This window comes from Spirosoma validum, from assembly GCF_014699035.1.
Taxonomy (GTDB): Bacteria; Bacteroidota; Bacteroidia; order Cytophagales; family Spirosomataceae; genus Spirosoma; species Spirosoma validum.
Genome location: NZ_JACXAA010000006.1, coordinates 323,653 through 346,244, shown reverse-complemented (window position 1 = coordinate 346,244; position 22,592 = coordinate 323,653). Strand labels below are relative to the sequence as shown.

Sequence of the window (22,592 nt, the reverse complement as noted above, 5' to 3'; positions counted from 1 at the left end):
TCCGGTCATTCACTCGTTCGCTCTTTTGTTCTTTACGCTATGTTTAAGAAAATATTAATTGCTAATCGGGGAGAAATTGCGCTACGTATTATCCGTACCTGCCGCGAGATGGGCATTAAAACGGTGGCTGTTTACTCAACAGCTGATCGCGATAGTCTGCATGTACGCTTTGCTGATGAGGCCGTTTGCATTGGACCGCCTGCTAGCCGACAATCATACCTAAGTATTCCGAGCATTATTTCTGCTGCCGAAGTGACCGGTGCCGACGCTATTCACCCTGGCTACGGTTTTTTATCCGAAAACGCCGAATTCTCGCAAATCTGTGCTGATTACGGTATCAAATTCATTGGCGCTACGGCCGAGCAGATCAACGGCATGGGCGATAAGTCTACGGCAAAAGCAACCATGAGATTAGCCGGTGTACCCGTTATTCCGGGCTCAGATGGTTTGCTTGAATCGGTTGAGCAGGGGAAGATGCTGTCGGCTGGAATGGGCTATCCCGTGATTGTGAAAGCGACGGCTGGGGGCGGTGGTCGTGGAATGCGTATCGTTCGTTCGGAAGAAGATTTTGAGAAAGCCTGGAATGACGCCCGAACCGAAGCAGGAGCCGCTTTTGGCAACGACGGCTTATACCTGGAGAAATTCGTAGAGGAGCCTCGTCACATTGAAATTCAGATTGTTGGTGACCAGTTTGGTAAAGTTTGCCACCTCTCTGAGCGGGACTGTTCCATCCAGCGTCGACACCAGAAATTGGTTGAAGAAACGCCTTCGCCAATCGTATCGGATGAGCTTCGGATGCGAATGGGCGAAGCGGCTATAAAAGGAGCGCAGGCAATCGGCTATGAAGGTGCTGGAACGGTTGAGTTTCTGGTCGACAAAAATGGAGATTTCTATTTCATGGAAATGAATACCCGTATTCAAGTAGAGCATCCGATTACAGAGGAAGTGACGGATTTCGATCTGATTAAAGAACAAATCAAAGTGGCCGCTGGCGCCGAGATTTCTGGTCGAAATTATACGCCTAAACTCTACGCGATGGAGTGCCGGATTAATGCTGAAGATCCTGCTAATGGTTTCCGCCCATCGCCGGGTAAGATCACAAACCTTCATTTTCCCGGAGGCCACGGTGTTCGGATTGACAGCCACGTTTATACCGGTTATACCATTCCACCCAACTACGACTCTATGATTGCGAAATTAATCGTGTCGGGTCAATCGCGGGAGGAAGTCATTACCCGTATGAAGCGGGCATTGCAGGAGTTTGTCATTGAAGGCATTAAAACCACCATTCCATTCCACATAAAGCTGATGGATGATCCGAAATTTAAATCGGGACAGTTTACAACGGCATTTCTGGAAGGGTTCGATTTTAGCAAATTGTAATACGTAGCAAAGATCTGTTACGTTGTATTCTGGTATAAAAAACGGGGGCATTGCTTTATAGGCAGTACCCCCGTTTTTTATAGTCGTATGAATCACCTCGCTATTGCCGATTACATTGTTTTCTTCGTCTATTTCATTATCGTCGTCGGCTACGGCTACTGGATTTACAATCGCAGACGCAAAGCTGAATTTAATACGACGGACTTTTTTCTGGCTGAGGGTTCGCTTACCTGGTGGGCAATCGGTGCGTCATTGATTGCGTCAAATATTTCTGCTGAGCACTTTATTGGCATGGCTGGCTCTGGGTTTGCCATGGGCCTGGCTATTTCATCGTATGAATGGTTTGCGGCTGCTACGTTACTTATTGTCGCCGTTTTTTTTATACCCATCTATCTTCGGAACCACATCTATACAATGCCCCAGTTTCTGGCGCAGCGGTATAGCGATACCGTCAGTACAATTCTGGCCGTGTTCTGGTTGGTCGTATACGTACTGGTCAATCTTACATCCATTCTCTATTTAGGGGCCATTGCTATCGAATCTTTAGTCGGTATTTCATTTACAGCCTGCACAATCGGGCTGGCGGTGTTTGCCATTTTCATTACGTTAGGTGGCATGAAAGTTATTGGCTACACAGATGTTATTCAGGTGGTCGTGTTGATTTTTGGTGGCTTAGTTATTACGTATCTGGCGTTAGAGTTAGTGGCTCAGGAAACTGGGGCTACAAGTGTCTGGGGTGGCTTACTGTCGCTTCGCCAGAAAGCCGATGGCCATTTCCATATGTTTCTTCCGAAAGGGCATCCGCATTATGAAGAGCTTCCTGGTATGGCGCTGGTAACGGGTGGCATGTGGCTCAATAACTTATACTACTGGGGCTGCAATCAATACATCGTACAACGCGCTCTTGGCGCTGACCTGAAGACGGCCCGTACAGGCATTCTGTTTGCAGCTTTTCTGAAACTGATGATTCCATTGATTGTGGTTATCCCCGGCATTGCGGCTTATGTATTATACCAGAGTGGACCATTTCATGCCGCCATGACTGATGCCGCTGGCGTAGTAAAGCCTGATCATGCGTATCCTGTACTCATGAATCTGTTGCCTGTCGGGATGAAAGGCCTGGCATTTGCCGCGTTAACAGCAGCCATTGTCGCTTCGCTAGCCAGCAAATGCAACTCGATCTCTACCATTTTTACGCTGGATCTCTACAGAAAATATGTCGATAAGAATGCCTCCGAGCGAAAACTGGTCAGTGTAGGACGCTGGGGCATCATTGTTTCGTTTGCGATTGCCATTGGACTGGCTCCATTGCTACGTTCGCTTGATCAGGTGTATCAGTACATTCAGGAGTACACGAACTTCATTACACCGGGCATATTTGCCATTTTTCTATTGGGCTTTTTCTGGAAACGAGCAACGAACCGGGCTGCACTAACTGTAGCAATCCTGACATTACCGCTTTCGATTTTACTCAAGTTCTGGCCAGCAGTGATGGGCATGATTGGTGTTGAGGCTGATTCGATTCCGTTTTTGCATCGTACAACCTGGGTATTTTGCATCGATATACTGCTGATGATAATCATATCGCTCACAGATCCGGCTAGCCATGAAGCTGATGAAAGCATTATTGTTGATAAGCAAATGTTTCGCGTAACGCCTTCCTTCGTCGTTGGATCTGTTGGTATTTTTAGTATTCTGGCTGTATTGTATACCGTATTCTGGTAAACTCAATGCTGAAATTTCTGATGGCGGGGCTTCTGTTCTTATCAACGTCGGCTGTTGCCCAACTGGCTGAACGGCTTGATTCGTTGATGCAGGTAACGACCTCATCAAACCAACCCGGCGCGGCTTTACTGGTTATAGCCGGTAATAAACGTGTCTATCAAAAAGGGTATGGTCTGGCGAATGTCGAGACGAAAGTGCCAATTACCCCCGAAACTAATTTTCGAATGGCATCGGTCTCGAAGCAGTTTACCGCAATGGGGATTCTGCTGTTGGAGAAAGACCGAAAACTATCGTTAAATGACCCGCTGGTTAAATTCTTTCCGGGCTTTACTGCTCAGGTTGCCGGAAAAGTACAGATTCGTCATTTACTAACACATACTTCCGGTATTCTCGATTATGAGTCGGTAATGAACCCTAATCAGCAGAAACAGCTTCTCGATTCTGACGTACTAACCTTACTGAAAGATCGCGATTCGCTCTATTTCGAACCAGGAAGTCAGTTTCGCTATAGCAACTCGGCGTATTGTTTGCTGGCATTGATCATCGAACGGGTATCCGATCAATCGTTCGCATCCTTCATTCAGCAACGTATTTTCATGCCGTTGAAGATGAATCAGTCCATGGTCTATAAAGCTGGCGGGCTAATCGTTAATCGGGCAATGGGATACCGCAAAAAAGAGAACGGGTTTGTTTTTTCGGATCAGAGCGTAACAAGTGCAACCAAAGGCGATGGGGGCGTCTATACCTCGCTGGTGGATTACCAGAAGTGGAACACAGCACTACGTAACGGTACGTTACTTGACCTGAAAGCTGTGCTGGCCCGTACGGGGCAAGCTATTCCAAAATCATCGGATAGTTTTTACGGAGCTGGCTGGTTTTTTCGTCAGCCCGATAATCCGATTCTGTTTCATTCAGGCAGTACGTGTGGCTTTAATAACTACGTAATCAATATTCCGTCGAAGCAATTTCTGCTGGTCTATTTCTCGAACAAGGCTACTAACAAAGCCAATGCAATTAGCGTAGTAAAAATACTGGCTAACGCTGGCTACCCCGAACTGACTGATATGTTGACGTTAGATGACCTGACCCAGTAGTAAGTTTCAGCCCGATTTTTAGTCAGAGTTTCTATTCTCAAGATAAGTTAGGAAACCCGTCAATTGTGTTACGTCCGTATAATCAACCCGATGCGTTTTAGAATACGTCCGAACATCGCCCAATTGCTTTTGATATAGTTTGTGAATACTCTTAAGCGAGGCTGGATGAACAATGTCGTTCGTATCGATGAAATAATACGTGGTCTTGAGTTGTCTGTCAGTAGGTGAAGTCGTGTTCTGCCATTGAAATTCATTCGCTTTATTCGACACGAAAAGTGAGCTGGGTGTGGGCGCTGAGGGGTCCACTTTAAATTGTTGAGTCGAAGCCACCGATGGATTTACTGAGGGGACCAATTTGGTTAGTTTAGCCACCTTCAGCTTCGCATATACGCCAACAATTTCCAGGTCATCATCATTGTCGTTCATTCCTGGTACAAATTCGTGGTTATTAATCACTACACGGCTTACCAGGTACTTATTCGTTAGCAAAAGCGTATCTCTGTGTTCGTCAATAAATTGTAGCTTTCCATGAAGGAAACTATAGTTTATTAAGGCCTTGCGGCTAGAACCATTTCGAAAAATGACCTGTCCCTCCTGAAACGAATTAAATTGAAATAGCCAGGGTTGAGGGTTATTCATTTTGGCGCTTTTCGGCGTGAACGTCAGAGCATGTTGGTTTACCGGCTGAGGGTGATTGTTCAGTGCAGTAATCAATAAGGGAAGAAAGAAAACGTTCATAGTATCGTTAGGTTATACAGATAATACGTAACGAAGTCGATAATAACAGAGGCATTTCAGATCGGTAAAAGAAAGATGTTTTTCTGCACCAGAAATACTCAAGCCAGGCAGAGAAAACGCGTAAAATTGTACGGGTGAGATATCATTTGTGGTTCTCTGTTACGTTGGTCAATCAGATGAAGCAGTGCAAAAGATGCAGTAGGTTGAATTTCCGAGAACGATTTGCCCTATCTCGCTGGTTGACAGGAAATAAATTGTAGATTTGTTGTATAAATTTCACATTGACATGATTAGCGAAACCGCGCCCCTTGCCAGCCTCGATCAGTGGGAAGACGACCTCCTGATTCGCTATCCCGAACCTGAGCACAAAGCGAAGGAAGAATACCGAAATTACGACTCCCCCGAACGCGATACGGTCCGGGAATTTTATCGGCTGAACCATACGTATCAGACGTATGATTTCGTCCGAGAAAAAGAGCGTGAGTTTCTGAAATTTGACAAAAAAGAATTGCCTGTTTGGGGTGCCATGGAGTTTTTGAACACCCTGGTAGATGACTCCGACCCGGATACAGATCTCGATCAGCTTCAGCACTTACTCCAGACGGCCGAAGCCATCCGGGCCGACGGCCATCCTGATTGGTTTGTGCTGACGGGCTTTCTGCACGATATGGGTAAAGTCCTGTGTCTGTTCGGTGAGCCGCAATGGGCTGTAGTCGGTGATACGTTTCCTGTTGGTTGTCAGCATTCGGATAAGATTGTGTACCCTGAATATTTCGCGAACAATCCAGATAGCTACGACGAACGATACAACACCAAGTACGGTGTTTATGAACCAAACTGTGGCCTGCGTAACGTGCATATGTCATGGGGACACGATGAGTACTTGTATCAGATCATGAAGGATTACATGCCAGAACCGGCTTTATACATGATGCGATACCACTCGTTCTACTCGCAACACCGCGAGGAAGCCTACAACCACCTGATGGACGATCATGATCACGAAATGTTCAAATGGGTCCATAAATTCAATCCGTATGATTTGTACTCAAAAAGTCCCAAACCACCGGTCGTCAGCGAATTGAAGCCATACTATGAGGACTTGATTGCAAAATATTTGCCGGCCAAGCTTAAGTTGTAATTAGGGACCGATTTAGATAGTTTAATTCCGTACTCAGTCAATGTCAATGGCTGAGTACGGTTTTTTATTGTCTGGTTACGTAGTTTTGACTAGATCCATTCATACATGCTCCTCTTCTTTATCGCACTCTATCTGCTGTCGAATGTAGCCGTTGGTGTTTGGGCAGCCCGACGCGTAACGACGTCGCAGGATTTTGTTCTGGCAGGCCGGGGTTTGCCGCTGTTTCTGGCCGCATCCGTTACGTTTGCTACCTGGTTCGGTTCGGAAACGATTATGGGGGCCCCTGCCATGTTTGTAGAAGGTGGGTTTCTGGCTGTAATTGAGGAGCCATTTGGTTCTTCCCTGTGTCTGTTTCTGGTCGGCGCTTTTTTTGCAAGACCGCTATATCGGCTGAATATCACTACGTTCTCGGACTACTTTCGTATTCGATTTGGTCGCCCCGCTGAGTTGCTGTCGGCATTAATGGTAATTCCTTCCTACTTCAGCTGGATTGCTGCTCAGCTCGTTGCAATCGGTATTGTCTTGAGTGTCGTAACAGACGTACCACGTGAATACTGCATTATTGCCAGTGCGGTTGTGGTCATGATTTATACGCTTTTAGGAGGGATGTGGTCTATTTCAGTGACTGACTTTTTCCACAACCTCATCATTATTCTGGCGTTGGCTGTGCTGGCGGTTTTATTATGGAAGGATGTCGGTGGTTGGGAAACTATTCAAAAAAAGACACCAGATGGGTTTTTTCGTTTTCTGCCAAACGCAACGGGTAAAGATTGGCTAGCCTACGTCGCGGCCTGGATAACGATTGGCTTGGGATCTATTCCGCAACAGGACGTTTTTCAGCGCGTTATGGCCGCTAAAACTGAAAATATATCGGTTTGTGCCTCCTATCTAGCCTCAGGGATGTACTTGACGATAGCCATGTTACCGCTGTTTATCGCTTTAGCCGCCAAATTAATCCATCCCGATTTGCCGAGCGATAATCAGTTAATCATTCCGAATATGGTTATGCGCCACGGAAGCGTACCCTTACAAGTGCTTTTTTTTGGGGCCGTTACGTCAGCCATCCTGAGTGTTTCGAGCGGAGCGATTCTGGCTCCCGCGACGGTTTTTGGGGAAAACGTCGTGAAGTTCTTTCGGCCTGAGATTAGCGATCAGAATCTTCTGAAAACCATCCGGTGGGCAATTGTCGTTATCACGATTATATGCGTGTTGATAAGCACTACGCGCGATACCAATATTTTTGATCTCGTAGGTGAGTCTTCTGCCTTTAGTTTGGTCTCGCTTTTTGTGCCGCTGGCGGCTGGTATTTACTGGAAACGTGCTAACCTAACGGGTTGCCTATGGTCGATGGCTATCGGATTTGTTGTTTGGCTGCTGTGTCTTTGGCAGAAGACAGAATATCCAGCTATACTCTGGGGTTTGTTGGCCAGTACGGTGGGAATGATAGGAGGGAGTTTAACAAAAAAAGCGCCCTACGTTGCAACGTAGGGCGCTTTTTGCTAGGCTAACTTTTTGTATTTGATGCGGGTCGGTGTAGCGTCTGAACCTAATCGTTTCCGGCGATTTTCTTCGTATTCCGAAAAATTGCCTTCGAACCAGTAAACCTGCGAATCGCCTTCGAACGCCAGAATGTGCGTAGCAATACGGTCCAGGAACCAGCGATCGTGGCTGATAACTACAGCACAACCGGCAAAGTTTTCCAGACCTTCTTCCAGAGCACGTAACGTGTTGACATCGAGATCGTTGGTAGGCTCATCCAGCAATAAAAGATTCGCGCCTTCCTTGAGCGTCATGGCTAGATGAACGCGGTTACGTTCGCCACCTGATAGCGTACTTATTTTCTTTTCCTGATCGGCACCAGCAAAGTTAAACCGGCTCACATAAGCGCGGGCATTGCTTTGCTTGCCGCCCATCATAATCCATTCATTACCACCCGAAATAGTCTCGTATACGGTTTTGTTTGGGTCCAAGCCATCGTGTTCCTGATCAACGTAAGCCACTTTCACTGTTTCGCCCACGTCGAACGTACCGGCATCGGGTTTATCGCGACCCGTAATGAGCTTGAAAAGAGTCGTTTTACCAGCACCGTTCGGCCCGATGATGCCCACAATACCGCCCTGCGGCAGCCGGAATCCCAAATGCTCGAACAACAGTCGATCCCCGAAGGCTTTCGCTACGTCTTCTGCTTCAATAACTTTAGCCCCCAATCGAGGTCCGGAAGGAATAAAAATTTCGAGCCGTTCTTCTTTTTGGCGATTGTCTTCGTCCAGGAGCCGCTCATAAGCGCCCAAGCGGGCTTTGGATTTGGCCTGTCTGGCTTTAGGTGCCATGCGTACCCATTCCAACTCGCGCTGAAGCGTTTTTTGTCGTTTCGATTCGCTCTTTTCTTCTTTGGCCAGACGCTGTTGTTTCTGATCTAGCCAAGACGAATAATTGCCTTTCCAGGGAATACCCTCGCCCCGGTCAAGTTCGAGAATCCAGCCTGCTACGTTATCCAGGAAATAACGATCGTGCGTAACAGCGATAACTGTCCCGCTATATTGCCGTAAGTGTTCTTCCAGCCAAAGTACCGATTCTGCATCGAGGTGGTTCGTTGGTTCATCCAACAGCAGTACGTCCGGTTGTTGAAGTAATAACCGGCAGAGCGCCACCCGGCGTTTTTCTCCCCCGGACAGGGTATCGATCAGCGCTTCGGAGGGTGGGCAACGTAGCGCATCCATCGCCCGTTCGAGTTTCTGGTCGAGTTCCCAGGCGTTGTAATGGTCCAGTTTTTCCTGCACCTCACCCTGTCGCTCAATTAATTTGTCGAAATCGGCATCAGGATCGCCAAATGCTTCGTTAATTTCATCGAACTCCTTTAACAGATTGACAACTTCCTGAACCCCTTCTTCGACAACTTCGCGAACCGTTTTGCCGGGTTCGAACTTCGGTTCTTGTTCAAGCATCCCGACAGAGTAACCAGGCGAGAATACGACTTCACCCGTATAGCTCTTGTCGATACCGGCAATGATTCGTAGTAGGGTAGACTTACCGGAACCGTTTAAGCCTAAAACCCCAATTTTAGCACCGTAAAAAAAGGAAAGGTAGATGTTCTTTAGGATTTGTCGGTTAGGCGGAATATTTTTACTCACGCCGGCCATGGAGAAAATTATGGTTTCCTGACTCATTAATTTCTGATAGATTTGTGGTTGGCAACAGTCCTCAAAATTAACCCACAGCGCAGCCTTAACCAAGAATAGGAATGGAAAACGCTTCACTGGTAGATGAATACGGTTACGTCAAAGACGGAAAGGTATTTTTAAAAGGCTACCTGAATTATGAAGATCGCCAGATTGGCGAAGTAAAACGTACCGAGCAGGAAGCGCTCGACTATTTTAAGAATCGCTTCATTATTGCTGAGCACAAAGTCAGTCAGTTAGAAGATGACATTGAAGAAGCTCAGAATAAAGGCTCGTATCTGACAAAATTGGTTCAGCTCCGTAAAAAGCTGATCGGATTTGACGCGTTGGGCGATTTTCCGCCCTTGCTCGATCGCCTGGACGTACAGGAAAAGCGATTGACCGAGTTAATTAGTGTCAACCAGCTCAAAAATCTTGACATCAAACGGGCATTGATTGCCGAAGCAGAAGCGATCATTGACAGTACCGATTGGCGTACAACAGCCGATGCTTTACAGGAAATTAAAACGAAATGGATCAAGACGGGACCGGTAGACAAGGCAACTGATGCAGAAATCGAAGACCGATTTCAAGCGTTGCTGGATGGCTTTTTCCAACGTCGTCGTGAGTTCTTCAACGAACAGAACAAGGTTATCCAGGAGCGACTGGATAAATATGATGAATTGATCCGACTAGCTTTCCGGGCTAATCGCCTTGGTGATCTGGATGCTGCTTTTCAGGAAGTTCGGAAGCTTAACAATGCCTGGAAGGCAGTTGGCGAAGTTCCGATCAAGAAAAGTGGGAAGCTGTATAAGCAGTTTAAGAAGGCGACTACGATGTTCTACACTAAATATAATGATGCTAAAGGTATTGTTATCGTGCCGAAGATCGATCCACGTGTGGAGGCTCAAATGAAAATGGCCGATGAAGTTGAACGACTTGCGAAACAATCAGACATTTTCGCAGCTGCTGAGCGGGCCAAAGTGTTACTTAATAGCTGGAAAGAGATTCGAGTTCCGTTTAAGTTGCAGGACAAAGTAGTTAACGAACGTTTTCGGGCGGCCTGCGACAAGATTTTTGAACTGAGTTACCTCGGACGGGTACTGACGCGTAAATACCCGGCGTTTGAGCTGAAAAGCCAGCCGGAGCAGATTCGGACGAAGATTCGGGAAATGGAATATCTTGTCAAACGAGAGAAAAATGACCTTCAATTTGCCTTGCAGGACGCTGATGGCCTCGACCCAAATAACGACGCTGACAAGCAGATTCTGAACAAAATCAATACACAGAAGCGTAAGATTGCGATGAAGGAAACGATCCTGCGTGAATTGCAAAAACAACTGGAAACGGTTGGATACTAATAAACGAAGATGCCTCGGGATTAACTCGAGGCATCTTCGTTTGTAGCACGTTTCGTACTCCTGAATTGTTATCTGTATATGGAAACGAACTTGAATCAACCCGACTTTTTTGTATCCGATACCGCCTTCCGATCGGCTATTATTCCAGGGAAATTCGTCCGAATCGAATATCTGACCGATTTGAACGAGTTTATCAAAACCGACGTAACGATCAAGCAACTTCTTCAAGAAGGAGAATTTGAGCAACTTGAACTAGCTACCGGTGATGTTATCCCGCTCGATCGTGTAGTGAGTATTTCGGGCAGGTTGTCTCCTAAATACCCTGGCTACGGTAATTATTCCTGTGATTGTTAACTGATTGTATCAAAGCCACAGTATGGCACCAGTACACTCGGAATCCGAATGCCCGCTGATGTCTGGTTATTTTCCAAAATTGAGGCCAGGATACGTGGTAGCGCCAGGGCAGAACCGTTTAGCGTATGCAGTAGCTGCATTTTGCCCTCAACTTTCGAGCGTAGTCTAAGTCGATTAGCCTGATACGTTTCAAAGTTTGAGACCGAGCTAACTTCCAACCAACGTTGTTGAGCCGCTGACCAGACTTCCATGTCATAGGTCAGCGCTGACGTAAAGCCCATGTCACCTCCAGAAAGACGTAGTACGCGATAGGGTAGCTCCAGCTTTTGTAGCAGTCCCTGTACATGCTGACTCATTTCTTCCAAAGCTGCATATGAATTCCCGGGCTTCTCGATGCGAACAATTTCAACTTTGTCGAACTGATGTAGGCGATTTAGCCCCCGCACATGTGCTCCCCATGAGCCCGCTTCGCGCCGAAAACAGGGTGTATAGCCCACATTTTTGACGGGGAGTTGGTTCTCGGGCAAAATAACGTCACGGTAGATATTCGTGATGGGTACTTCCGCCGTAGGAATCAGATAGAGTTTATCTTCCGTAACGTAGTACATCTGCCCCTCTTTATCTGGCAATTGTCCTGTTCCGAAACCAGAATCCTCATTCACGACAATCGGTGGCTGCACTTCGATATACCCCGCTTTCAGAGCCTCATCAAGAAAGAAATTGATCATTGCCCGCTGAATCCGAGCACCTTTCCCTTTGTATACTGGAAAGCCAGCTCCCGAAATTTTGACGCCCAGCTCAAAATCGATTATATCATACTTCTTGATCAATTCCCAGTGAGGTTGAGCACCCGCGTGAAGGGTTGGTTTCTCCCCGTGTTCCAGCACCACTTCATTATCTTCAGCACTACGTCCTTCAGGAACGCTAGTGTGGGGTATGTTGGGTAATGTTACCAGAACTGATTGTTGATCGGCTTCGAGCTGACGTAACGTATCGGCAAGATCTTTTGAGCGGGCTTTCAAACTCGCGGTCTCTACTTTAGCGGCTTCAGCGGCCGTTTTATCGCCCGCTTTCATCAGAGCACCAATCTGACCTGCTTTAGCATTTGATTGAGCCAGTATATCGTCAAGTTCGCGTTGAGTATCGCGCCGTTGCTGATCGAGCGCAAGTACCTGCTCAACGGTAGCGTCGGCATTCGGAAAATGCCGCTTACGAAGGCCTGCTAACACAGTCTCTTTATTATCGCGAATGAAGGGTAGTTGAAGCATTAGTTTGTATTGATAAGACGCTTGATAACGTCAATAAATTCTTGAGTTTGTGGTACTAGAGGTAATACATCTTCTTCGGTGAAGATGGCGAAGTCTTCATAATCACTGTCGTTACGGTTCTCAAAAAGTCTAGTATAAAATTTTGACCATTTTGCGTCAACTTCTCCAGATTTTATTACATGCAATTCGAACATTGCCTTTGCGCCTGCATGAGCTTTAATTCGAATGTTCCGGTGTAACATTAAGGCTGATACTGCGTGGAAAGCGCTATAATAAAGTCTATTCACGGCGCCTTCCCACTGTTTATTGTTAATAAGCGATTTGGCTTCGTTCAACACCGCATCTGACTTATTTAGTCTAAATGTCAGTGTTTCTTCTTTGCTCTTTTTCATAATCGCCTGCCGTCATCCTTGATGTTCTGATACAAATCAGTGACCTCAACATCTTCCCAGTCCGTTTTATTCTGTACACGAGTACTCATAACCCGTTCTGCAAGTAGTTCTAAATCATTTAGATGGTCCCACACTTTGTATTTAAAGACCCTATTAACAGACTGCTCTGTCAGCACCAAAAAATCCCAATCCGAGTCATCACGTGCGTCGCCCCGTGCCCGCGATCCAAAGAGCCATACTTCGGCCTGCGGGTCGATTTCGTGGACATACCGCTTAACTTCCTGTAAGAATAGTTCGTCGGTCATAGTAACTGATCTGTAAGAGACCTATAAAGTGTCAAAAACCGTATAAGTCTAGTCGCAAAATTACGCCGAAAATAATCCGTCGTTTAAGGCATTCAGCGCGTCGGCTTTGTACTTACCATGAACCAGTAACGATAGGTTACTTTCAGTGCCTCCGTAAGAAACCATCCGAATAGGGATGTTTTTCATCGCGTTGAAAACACGGACCGCTACGCCTTCGTTGTCAGCGCTGAAATTGCCGACGATGCAAATAATCGTTTGATCAAAGTCTGGCTCTTCCAGTGTACAGAACGTGCTCAACTCGTCCGAAATTTCCTGAATCCGGTCCGTATTGTCAATCGTTACCGACACCGACACTTCCGACGTCGTGATCATATCGACCGGCGTTTTGTACTTCTCGAAAATCTCGAAAATTCGACGTAGGAAACCGTAGGCATTCAGCATACGCGTCGAGTGAATGTACAAAGCGGTGATGCCATCTTTAGCCGCGATCGCTTTAAATACTTCGCTTGAGGTGCGATCCGCGATAAGCGTACCGGGCGCGCTGGGCTCCATCGTATTTTTCAGCCGTACCGGAACACCAAACATCCGGGCGGGCGTAATCGTCGAGGGATGTAGAATCTTCGCTCCGAAATAGGCTAGTTCTGCGGCTTCGTCAAACGTTAATTCACGTACGGGAAACGTATTTTTTACGATACGCGGGTCATTATTGTGCATACCGTCAATATCGGTCCAGATCTGGATTTCCTCGGCGCGAATGGCTCCACCAATCAATGAGGCTGTATAATCGGAGCCGCCCCGCTTAAGATTATCGACTTCGCCACGTGGATTCCGGCAAATAAAGCCCTGCGTTACAATAATCTGCTTATTCTCATGTTGCGGCAGTATTTCGGCCAGCTTTTGTTCCGTAAATGGAATTTCAGGCTCATTATCGGCGTCGATCCGCATGAATTCCAGCGCCGGTAGTAACGTAGCTGTTACACCTTCTTCTTCCAGATACGCTTGAAAAATCTGCGTACTCAGCAATTCGCCTTCGGCTACTAATTCTTTTTCCTGCTTCAGCGTAAAAGGCTTGATGCCCACCAAGGAACGAATAAATGAAAACTCGTTATCAATGATTTTCTGGCCGGCTGCTTTACCTGCTACCGTTTTGTAGAGATCGGCAATAAAAGCATCATAGTGTACTTTGAGCGTGTCGATTTTTTCATTTGCATCGGCATCATCGTTGGCTTTAAGCGATTCACCGATCGCTAACAAGGCATTTGTAGAGCCGGACAAGGCCGACAAGACGACAATTTTACGAGTATCGTCTTCAGTAATCAGATTACGGATGGACTTCATACGCTCGGGCTTACCAACCGACGTACCGCCAAATTTCCAGACGTGCATGGTTAATGTTGAATGACTGACTGAGTGAATGGCACAGCAGAAAATTCACCCAGTCAAAATTAGAATTTAGTATAAACCTGTTGTTGTAATCCGAGCATTTTGATGGCTGTGATAGCGGCTTCGTCACCCTTGTTACCGTGTTTACCACCTGCCCGGTCAATCGCCTGCTGCTGGTCGTTTGGCGTTAAAACGCCAAAAATGACTGGCTTGCCGGTTTTAAGACCAACGTTGGTCAAGCCTTGAGCCACCGCATGGTTGATATAATCATTATGTTTGGTTTCACCCTGAATAACGCAGCCAAGGGCAATCACGGCGTCAATATCATCTCGTTGGGCAAACCATTGTGCCCCCAGACTTAATTCATAGCTACCTGGTACGTTACCCCGGATAATATGTTCAGCCTTAGCGCCGTGCTGGAGTAAGGTTTGGTAAGCCCCGTTAAAGAGGGCTTCCGTTACGTCGGTATTCCATTCTGAAACGAGAATTGCGAATCGTCGATAGCTGACATCTGGTAATTCGTCTGTTGAAAAGACACTTAGGCTTTTTTCGGCACTGGCCATGCTAAATCGGGATTTAACGGATGTGTAAGATTGTCAGGTACTACTCTGGACTGTTAAAGTGGTCATAAAAAAAGGACAAAACTTGGTCGGTTTTGTCCTTAGTGGTATTGTGTTAAATACGCTTATGACTCACCGACCATGGCTTCAAGCATGGATTTATACTTCTTCGCATTGACAGCTTCAGCGGATTGTCCGTATTTTTCAATAATGTTCGTATATGTCTCTACGGCCTTATCGTTCTGTTTAGCTTGCTCCTGAGCAATAGCTAATTTCAACAGATAACCGGGCGTAAAGAATTTATTGGGCTTATAATCAGCCGCTTTTTGGTAATAATCCGTTGCTTCGTCGAAGCTCTTCTTTTCCATATACGCATCACCGATAAGCGCATAGGCACGAGCCTGCACCAACAGGTCCGACGAGCTAAAACTCTTCAGGCGCTCAATCGCTTCGTCGTATTTACCGTCTTTCAATAAACCGGCACCGGCATAGAACTCCGCCAGGTTACCAGCGGGCGTTGATCCGTAATTATCAGCAACGGACAGGAGCCCGGCGCTTTTACCGTCGCCATTCAGCGCTTTCTTGAGCGAATCAGCTTCAAGTTTATAAACGGCTGGAAACATTTCAGCCTGGGCCGTTTCATCCTGGCTACCTACGTAATACCGATAGCCAACGAAACCAACAATTAACAGAACGATACCTCCCAGTACGCCAAAGACGATGTTACGATACTGGTCGAAAAAATCTTCAGCCCGCTCAAATTGACCGGCCAGTGCGTCCGGGTCTTCCAAAAACTCCATTCCGGTGTTCTTCTTACTCATGCTTTTGCAATTTGGACTGCAAAATTAGGAATATTTACCATAGTGGAAAAGCGTAAGCCTCAAAAGTTTACGAATCATTTTCTTCCTGCAGGCAGGTATCTCGCACCGTCATAACTTCAGACGCCCGTACCGGACGAATCTGGCGAGGTAATAACGTTTCAACAGCTATCACTTCGCCGGTCAACGTGACAAACTCAACTTCGAAGGCTTTTCCTTCATTGTAGACCGTTAAAATCGTACCGACATCGCCTGCTTTCAGACGCCCGTTAGTCACATCTTCCTGCAGCACAACTAAATCAAATTCGCTCATACGTGACTATAGTGGTTACTAAAAGAAACGCTTGATACAAGGTCTTGTTTTGTTAAAATTAAATTAACTTTGGCCCGCTAATCTTAAATAAGGGGTGCCCTAAAACAACGGGCTGAGATTATACCCATTGAACCTGCGCAGGTAATGCTACGAAGGGAACTGGAATTCTTATCATATTTATCATTTAACCAAAGGTAGGTTTGGCCCCTTTGCCTATCGTCATGCTTTTTCGTCATGAAAAAACCGACGACCTATCTTCTTACTTTGATAGCTTGGCTATCTGTCGTTTCTGCCTGGGCGCAGATGACTATTACCGGAACCGTCAACGATGCTGATGGCGGTACGTTACCCGGAGCAGCTATCGTAATAGAAGGGACGTATAAAGGTACGTTTACCGATGCGAATGGAGCATTTCAACTCACGAATGTGAGGCCAGGTGCTGCATCCTTGCGTATTTCGCTGCTTGGCTATGATCCACAAACTCAAACGCTCGATCTAAATCAGAACGCAACGATTACCGTTACGTTGCAAAAAGCGGCCATTGCGGTCGACGAAGTTGTTGTGAGCGCAACACGGGCCAATCAAAAATCAGCTATTGCCTACACCGACGTAACGCGCCGGGATTTGAATAAACTGAATCTGGGGCAGGATATTCCGCAACTGCTCAATTTTACGCCCTCCATCGTTACGACATCGGATGCGGGTGCTGGCGTGGGATATACCGGTATTCGTATCCGAGGATCTGATGCCACGCGGGTCAACGTAACGCTCAACGGAATTCCGTATAACGATGCTGAATCGCAGGGAACGTTTTTTGTAAATATGCCTGATTTTGCTTCGTCAGTTAGTACGGTTCAGATTCAGCGGGGCGTCGGTACGTCGACGAATGGCGCGGGTGCATTTGGGGCATCCGTAAATATTCAGACGAATAAGCTGGAAGAAAAGCCCTATGCTGAGGCAAACCTATCTGCCGGATCGTTCGGAACGCGAAAAGTGAACGTACTGGTCGGAACGGGCTTACTGAATAATCATTTTGTTCTGGATGCCCGGCTATCGAAAATTTATTCTGATGGGTATGTCGATCGGGCTTTCTCGGACCTTCGGTCATTTTATGTTTCGGGGGGCTATTACACGAAAAAAAGTTTTTTCCGGCTAAACGTTTTTTCTGGTCAGGAGCAGACGTATCAGTCGTGGGGAGGAGTACCGGAGAACCTATTGAAAACGAACCGGACGTATAACGTTTACACGTATGATAATGAGACGGATAATTATCAGCAGGATAATTATCAGCTCATTACGTCCCATGAGCTAAGCCGGAACTGGCGACTGAACGTATCGGCGTTTTATACGAAAGGCAGAGGATATTACGAACAATATCGGCCAAACGATCGACTTAGCCGGTATGGTTTGCCCAACGTAGTGATTGGCGATTCTACCATTAGTCGAACCGATATTATTCGACGTCGGTGGTTAGATAATAATTTCTATGGCAGCGTCTTTTCACTGGATTATACCAGTTTCGGAAAGCTAACGGCAAACATTGGCGGTGGCTGGAACCAGTACGAAGGGGAACACTACGGTGAAATTATCTGGGCACGTATCGCCGGAAATACGAATATCCGGGATCGTTACTACAACGATAAGGCTACAAAGCGTGATGCGAATTTCTATGCAAAAGCATTTTATCAGTTTACGCCAAAGTTGAATGCCTTTGTGGACGCACAAATCCGACGGATTGATTACTCGTTCCTGGGCTTTAATAGCCAGCTGCAAAATGTCCAGCAGGATGTCCAGCTGACGTTTTTCAATCCGAAAGCAGGAATAACCTACACGATCAATGATCGTAGTACGGCTTATGCGTCGGTGGGAGTAGGCCAGCGCGAACCCAATCGCGACGATTATACACAATCATCGCCCGATAGTCGCCCCAAATCGGAAAAACTGGTTGATTATGAAGCAGGCTACAAAGTACAGACGGAAAAGATGGCGGTTACAGTCAATGCGTATTACATGAATTACCGAAATCAGTTAGTACTGTCCGGGCAACTGAATGATGTTGGGGCGGCTAACCGGGTGAACGTACCGACGAGTTACCGCGCCGGGCTGGAGCTGGAATTAGGTATTCGCCTGGCGAAGCAGCTCCGTTGGAACGCGAACGCTACGTTCAGCCAGAATAAGGTGAAAAATTTCACGGAGTATTTAGACAATGGCGATAATCCACAGGAAACCCGGCAGTACAGCCAAACGGATATTTCCTTCTCACCCAATGTAATCGCTGGGTCACAGTTGTTACTTACGCCGATAAAAGGTCTTGAGTTGGGTTTGCTCTCGAAATACGTTGGCAAGCAATATTTAGACAACACATCGAACGAAGACCGTAAGCTGAATTCGTATTTCACGAATGACATTCGCCTGATTTACAGCGTGAAACCGAAGTTTGCACAGGAAATCGCCTTTACGTTGCTTCTCAACAACGTATTGAATGAACTGTATGAGTCGAATGGTTATACGTATGCCTACGTTTTAGATGGTCAGGTTAGGGCTGATAACGGCTACTATCCACAGGCGGGACGTAATTTTCTGGCCGGTATAAGAATTCGATTCTAACCCACTGAAAAGATTCATTGGTGGTAGTAATGCCGCAGGATTGAATTTGTCACTCCCACGTACGAAAGGCCAGTGGTTTCGTGCGTGGGAGTGCTTTTTGTACTAACCAATCGCTTGTTGTAAATCCTGGATTAGATCTTCTATGTCTTCAATACCAACGCTAAGTCGAATAAGCGTGTCCTTCAGTCCGTTCCGTTGACGTTCTTCCTTCGGAATACTGGCGTGAGTCATACTGGCTGGATGGGTGCAGAGCGACTCAACCCCGCCCAGTGATTCGCCGAGCGAAAACACCTCGAAGCTTTCCATCACCTTAACGGCCTCGGGCATCGAATCACCTTTCAGTTCAAACGATACCATGCCGCCAAAACCACGCATCTGTTTTTTGGCTAATTCGTGGCCTGCGTGCGATTCTAAACCGGGATAATAAACCTGGCCAACTTTGGGATGCTGTTGTAAATACTGAGCCACTTTCATCGCGTTCTCACAGTGTCGCTGCATTCGGATATGTAATGTTTTAATCCCACGTAACACCAGAAAACAATCTTGCGGACCCGGTACGGCTCCGCAGGCATTTTGAATAAAAGCCAGTCGCTGAGCCGTTTCGTCGTCATTCAGAACAATAGCGCCCATTACCGTATCGGAATGCCCGCCGAGGTATTTCGTTACCGAATGCATGACGATATCGGCTCCTAAATCGAGTGGATTTTGCAGGTAAGGTGATGCGAACGTATTATCAACAACGAGTTGAATGCCGCGTGATTTTGTAATGGCAGCAATGGCCGTAATGTCCACCAGACGTAGCAAAGGGTTGGTTGGGGTTTCAATCCAAACCATCTTCGTGGCAGACGTAATCACGGGTTCGAGATTCGCAGGATTCGATAAGTCAACAAACTTAAAATGCAGGCCGAATTCCTGAAACACACGTACCATAATTCGGTACGTACCGCCGTAAAGATCGTTGCTGGCGATAATTTCGTCCCCGGGTTTGAACAGCTTCAAAATAGCATCTGTCGCCCCTAAACCCGATGAATAACAAATACCATGTTTGCCGTTTTCGAGTGCGGCCAGATTATTTTGTAGAACGGTTCGCGTTGGGTTCTGCGTACGGGCATACTCATAGCCCTTGTGCTTCCCTGGCGACTCCTGCACGTAAGTTGAAGTCTGGTAAATAGGCGTCATAATGGCGCCTGTCGTTGGGTCGGGTTCAATCCCGGCATGTATGGCTTTCGTTCCGAATTTCATAGTCAAAAGTAGCGAAAGTAGACTGGAGATTTAGGTTGTGTCAGCGTAAAGTAAAGAAAGACATTTTGCTACGTCGGCTAAAGTTTAGGTTACCTAAAACCACAACCGCTGTTTGGCCGTTTGGTAGACGTGAAGACCGCCGTTCTCAAATATATTACCGGACCAGCGATTGCGGGTATAGTACTCTCTGCAACGCCTATTGTATTTACGTCCTTATTAACGTACTACGCTATTGTCTACGAAACAGTTATTGCTGGATTTTCGGCATGGCAATGGACTGGTATCACGCTCATTTGCACAATAACATCGGCGGGGTTAACCCCGCCGACGATGTTGGCGCTAATCTTTGGCTACTTTCTGGGTTGGCAGGCCGTTCTGCCGCTTTTCGTTATTAATCTGGGCGGAATTCTTTTTATAAATTTACTGGTTCGATGGCTTGATCACGAACGTTTTCGTGCCTTCATTCGGCGAAATCCGAAAGCTCAGTCTGTGCTTGATCGTATTTTAACGAATGAATTAGAAGTCATCTTTTACGCTAAACTTTCTCCAGTTCTACCCTTTGGCCTGACGAACCTTATGTTTGCGCTATCGGGTGCCAAACTTAAAAATATTTTGCTGGGTGGTTTTTTAGGTATGACCCCCCGAACGATCCTGGCAATTTGGTCTGGTCATGAGGCTCATGAAATCAAAACGCTTCTGGAAAGCCCTAACCAAAGCTCGTGGACGCAAATTATTATCATTGGTTTGGTGATTGTTTCCATTGTTGGCTTGTGGCATGTCATCCAAAAGTCGCTAAAGTAACCTGTAGTCTTTAGTTAATTGCTGATAATCAACTATTTATGCTTATTTTAGCATAAGATCATAATTTGATCTAAGCCTAATTTCACTACTTATAGATAGGGAATACCGTAATAATTTTCACAACGTTTCCTGAAAGCTCGTCTTTTTGACAGTATATTTTGAGGAATTATACCTAGTCTGAAATAAATTTTATAGTAATTAGTAATATATTTAAACATCCGATTAAAATAGTAAGTTACGACTGCATGTGAGTTTAATCCTATATTGATATTTGGGTTTAAATTCATTCTGTCTACAAACATTCGTGTAAATACGCACGTTAGTTACTTACTTATTGGTAAATGCCTTTCTTATAAATTTAATCTCATGCCAAGGTAAAGCGGGAAAATTGCTATAAAATAAGTTTGACCTCATATTCAGCATGTTGTTATTTATCTGTAAAAGCTTCTGTATCTAATTTCAACAATCGGGGATCGATAGAAATCTTCTTATGGCAACCATTAACACTATGAATGACGAAAAAAAAATTGATAAGGCCGCTTATGTTCTTAAAGCAGTAGCTCACCCGTTACGGATTAAAATAATTCAAATGCTGAATGAGAACAAAGAATTGAACGTTTCAGCTATTTACAAAGACCTGAACGCTGAACAGTCGCTTATCTCACACCATTTGATCAACATGCGTGACAAAGGCATCTTGGATATCCGACGTAGCGGCAAGAATATTTATTATTTTCTGGTAGATACAGCCGTGGCTGATGTCATCGAATGTATCTACAGAAGTAAAGCTATGGTTTGATAAGTCACCCATAAACAAAGAGCCGTAAGAAGAACAACTAAACTTGTCTTCTTACGGCTCTTTGTTTATAGCTACCAAACTATTTATCCAAATAGATCACCAGTACGGTAATTGGGAATAATACCAAGATGTAGATAAGCCCTTTCCGTAGCTTCGCGACCCCGTGAGGTTCGCTTTAAAAAACCCTCCTGAATTAGGAAAGGCTCATAAACTTCCTCAATAGTTTCAGCTTCTTCACCACAGGCTGTTGCGATGGTTGTAAGGCCAACGGGACCGCCTTTGAATTTATCGATGATCGTCATCAGAATCCGGTTGTCCATATCGTCCAGACCGTTCTGATCGACGTCAAGGGCACTTAAAGCCATTTCAGCAATGTCTACATTAATGTATCCGTTCCCTTTTACCTGCGCGAAATCGCGGGTTCGACGTAGTAGATTGTTAGCAATACGTGGTGTCCCCCGGCTCCGGCGAGCAATTTCATAAGCACCCGTTTCGTCAATAGGTGTTCCCAGGATTGCCGCTGACCGCTGTACGATGCTGGTTAACAGCTTGGCATCGTAATACTCCAGTCGGCAACTGATCCCGAATCGCGCCCGCAGGGGAGATGTTAACATACCCGCCCGAGTCGTAGCGCCAATGAGCGTAAAGGGATTTAGCTTGATCTGTACGGTACGGGCATTCGGCCCGGAGTCGAGCATAATATCAATCTTATAATCTTCCATTGCTGAATAAAGATACTCTTCAACAATGGGATTAAGCCGGTGAATCTCATCAATAAATAAGACATCATTAGGCTGTAAATTGGTGAGTAGACCGGCCAGATCGCTGGGCTTATCAAGCACAGGGCCAGAGGTCATTTTAATACTCGCATTTAATTCATTCGAAATAATATGCGACAGAGTAGTTTTACCTAAACCCGGAGGTCCGTGAAGCAGTACATGGTCAAGTGCTTCGCCACGTAGCATAGCAGCTCGCACAAATACGTTGAGGTTTTCGAGAACTTTAGCCTGCCCTGTAAAATCTTCGAACGAGAGTGGCCGAAGCGCCCGTTCGATCTCTTTGTCCGTAGCGGTCATGCCCTCATTCGAGCCTTTCAAAAAGTCGTTTCGCATGGTTTTGATTAGTGCGTATCACTGGCCTGAATAGCCTG

21 protein-coding genes are annotated in these 22,592 nt (G+C 46.1%); 10 read left to right on the top strand and 11 right to left on the bottom strand.

What is annotated here, in order from left to right:
• Positions 1–39 precede the first annotated feature (39 nt).
• From accC to IC230_RS18170, 3 genes are all read left to right on the top strand, one after another.
• Positions 40–1,383 carry an acetyl-CoA carboxylase biotin carboxylase subunit gene (accC, locus tag IC230_RS18180; protein WP_191040459.1) on the top strand — a complete coding sequence of 448 codons (1,344 nt, stop codon included), beginning with the start codon at positions 40–42 and terminating at the stop codon, positions 1,381–1,383.
• Positions 1,384–1,470: 87 nt separating this feature from the next.
• Positions 1,471–3,108: a sodium/sugar symporter gene (locus IC230_RS18175; RefSeq protein WP_191040458.1), complete on the top strand. Its 1,638-nt coding sequence runs from the start codon at positions 1,471–1,473 to the stop codon at positions 3,106–3,108.
• A 5-nt stretch (positions 3,109–3,113) separates the two neighbouring features.
• Positions 3,114–4,202, top strand: coding sequence for a serine hydrolase domain-containing protein (locus IC230_RS18170; RefSeq protein WP_191040457.1), 1,089 nt, complete (start codon positions 3,114–3,116; stop codon positions 4,200–4,202).
• An 18-nt stretch (positions 4,203–4,220) separates the two neighbouring features.
• On the opposite strand, the gene IC230_RS18165 is transcribed toward IC230_RS18170, so the two are convergent.
• The gene (locus IC230_RS18165) at positions 4,221–4,940 is read right to left on the bottom strand and encodes a hypothetical protein (RefSeq protein WP_191040456.1); all 720 of its coding nucleotides are present in this window, start codon (positions 4,938–4,940) and stop codon (positions 4,221–4,223) included.
• 286 nt (positions 4,941–5,226) lie between these two features.
• On the opposite strand from IC230_RS18165, the gene IC230_RS18160 reads away from it, so the two are divergent.
• Both IC230_RS18160 and IC230_RS18155 read left to right on the top strand, forming a co-directional pair.
• Positions 5,227–6,081: an inositol oxygenase family protein gene (locus IC230_RS18160; RefSeq protein ID WP_191040455.1), complete on the top strand. Its 855-nt coding sequence runs from the start codon at positions 5,227–5,229 to the stop codon at positions 6,079–6,081.
• Positions 6,082–6,186: 105 nt separating this feature from the next.
• Positions 6,187–7,569 (top strand): sodium:solute symporter family protein, encoded by a 1,383-nt coding sequence (locus IC230_RS18155; protein WP_191040454.1) that lies wholly within the window; start codon positions 6,187–6,189, stop codon positions 7,567–7,569.
• A gap of 11 nt (positions 7,570–7,580) precedes the next feature.
• Here IC230_RS18155 and ettA read toward each other — a convergent pair whose 3' ends face one another.
• Complete coding sequence (gene ettA, locus IC230_RS18150) at positions 7,581–9,248, bottom strand: energy-dependent translational throttle protein EttA (RefSeq protein WP_191040453.1); 1,668 nt, start codon at positions 9,246–9,248, stop codon at positions 7,581–7,583.
• Between the two features lie 74 nt (positions 9,249–9,322).
• On the opposite strand from ettA, the gene IC230_RS18145 reads away from it, so the two are divergent.
• The gene (locus IC230_RS18145; protein ID WP_191040452.1) at positions 9,323–10,600 is read left to right on the top strand and encodes a DUF349 domain-containing protein; all 1,278 of its coding nucleotides are present in this window, start codon (positions 9,323–9,325) and stop codon (positions 10,598–10,600) included.
• Between the two features lie 78 nt (positions 10,601–10,678).
• Positions 10,679–10,954 (top strand): hypothetical protein, encoded by a 276-nt coding sequence (locus IC230_RS18140; RefSeq protein WP_191040451.1) that lies wholly within the window; start codon positions 10,679–10,681, stop codon positions 10,952–10,954.
• Here the strand turns inward: IC230_RS18140 and serS are convergent.
• From serS to IC230_RS18105, 7 genes are all read right to left on the bottom strand, one after another.
• A complete protein-coding gene (gene serS / locus IC230_RS18135) occupies positions 10,951–12,222 on the bottom strand; it encodes a serine--tRNA ligase (RefSeq protein WP_191040450.1) in 1,272 nt (423 codons plus the stop codon). The two genes, IC230_RS18140 and serS, sit on opposite strands and share 4 nt — an antisense overlap.
• Positions 12,222–12,614, bottom strand: coding sequence for a HEPN domain-containing protein (locus tag IC230_RS18130; protein WP_191040449.1), 393 nt, complete (start codon positions 12,612–12,614; stop codon positions 12,222–12,224). Before IC230_RS18130 ends, serS begins: the two co-directional genes overlap by 1 nt.
• Positions 12,611–12,919, bottom strand: a complete 309-nt coding sequence (locus IC230_RS18125) for a nucleotidyltransferase domain-containing protein (protein ID WP_191040448.1) — start codon at positions 12,917–12,919, stop codon at positions 12,611–12,613. The genes IC230_RS18130 and IC230_RS18125 overlap by 4 nt, the downstream gene beginning before the upstream one ends.
• A gap of 60 nt (positions 12,920–12,979) precedes the next feature.
• The gene (locus IC230_RS18120) at positions 12,980–14,305 is read right to left on the bottom strand and encodes an aspartate kinase (protein WP_191040447.1); all 1,326 of its coding nucleotides are present in this window, start codon (positions 14,303–14,305) and stop codon (positions 12,980–12,982) included.
• Positions 14,306–14,364: 59 nt separating this feature from the next.
• Positions 14,365–14,865, bottom strand: a complete 501-nt coding sequence (ribH, locus tag IC230_RS18115) for a 6,7-dimethyl-8-ribityllumazine synthase (protein WP_191040446.1) — start codon at positions 14,863–14,865, stop codon at positions 14,365–14,367.
• Positions 14,866–14,987: 122 nt separating this feature from the next.
• A complete protein-coding gene (locus IC230_RS18110) occupies positions 14,988–15,683 on the bottom strand; it encodes a tetratricopeptide repeat protein (protein ID WP_191040445.1) in 696 nt (231 codons plus the stop codon).
• Between the two features lie 67 nt (positions 15,684–15,750).
• The gene (locus IC230_RS18105) at positions 15,751–15,993 is read right to left on the bottom strand and encodes a DUF4926 domain-containing protein (RefSeq protein WP_191040444.1); all 243 of its coding nucleotides are present in this window, start codon (positions 15,991–15,993) and stop codon (positions 15,751–15,753) included.
• A 234-nt stretch (positions 15,994–16,227) separates the two neighbouring features.
• Between IC230_RS18105 and IC230_RS18100 the strand changes: the two genes are divergently transcribed.
• The gene (locus IC230_RS18100; protein WP_191040443.1) at positions 16,228–18,600 is read left to right on the top strand and encodes a TonB-dependent receptor; all 2,373 of its coding nucleotides are present in this window, start codon (positions 16,228–16,230) and stop codon (positions 18,598–18,600) included.
• A gap of 102 nt (positions 18,601–18,702) precedes the next feature.
• Here the strand turns inward: IC230_RS18100 and IC230_RS18095 are convergent, their stop codons facing one another.
• Positions 18,703–19,842 carry a cystathionine gamma-synthase gene (locus IC230_RS18095; protein ID WP_191040442.1) on the bottom strand — a complete coding sequence of 380 codons (1,140 nt, stop codon included), beginning with the start codon at positions 19,840–19,842 and terminating at the stop codon, positions 18,703–18,705.
• Between the two features lie 129 nt (positions 19,843–19,971).
• Between IC230_RS18095 and IC230_RS18090 the strand changes: the two genes are divergently transcribed.
• Together IC230_RS18090 and IC230_RS18085 are read left to right on the top strand one after the other, a co-directional pair.
• A complete protein-coding gene (locus tag IC230_RS18090; RefSeq protein ID WP_191040441.1) occupies positions 19,972–20,643 on the top strand; it encodes a TVP38/TMEM64 family protein in 672 nt (223 codons plus the stop codon).
• A gap of 508 nt (positions 20,644–21,151) precedes the next feature.
• Positions 21,152–21,442: an ArsR/SmtB family transcription factor gene (locus IC230_RS18085; RefSeq protein ID WP_394355494.1), complete on the top strand. Its 291-nt coding sequence runs from the start codon at positions 21,152–21,154 to the stop codon at positions 21,440–21,442.
• 83 nt (positions 21,443–21,525) lie between these two features.
• On the opposite strand, the gene ruvB is transcribed toward IC230_RS18085, so the two are convergent.
• Positions 21,526–22,554 carry a Holliday junction branch migration DNA helicase RuvB gene (gene ruvB, locus IC230_RS18080; protein WP_191040439.1) on the bottom strand — a complete coding sequence of 343 codons (1,029 nt, stop codon included), beginning with the start codon at positions 22,552–22,554 and terminating at the stop codon, positions 21,526–21,528.
• Between the last annotated feature and the right edge of the window lie 38 nt (positions 22,555–22,592).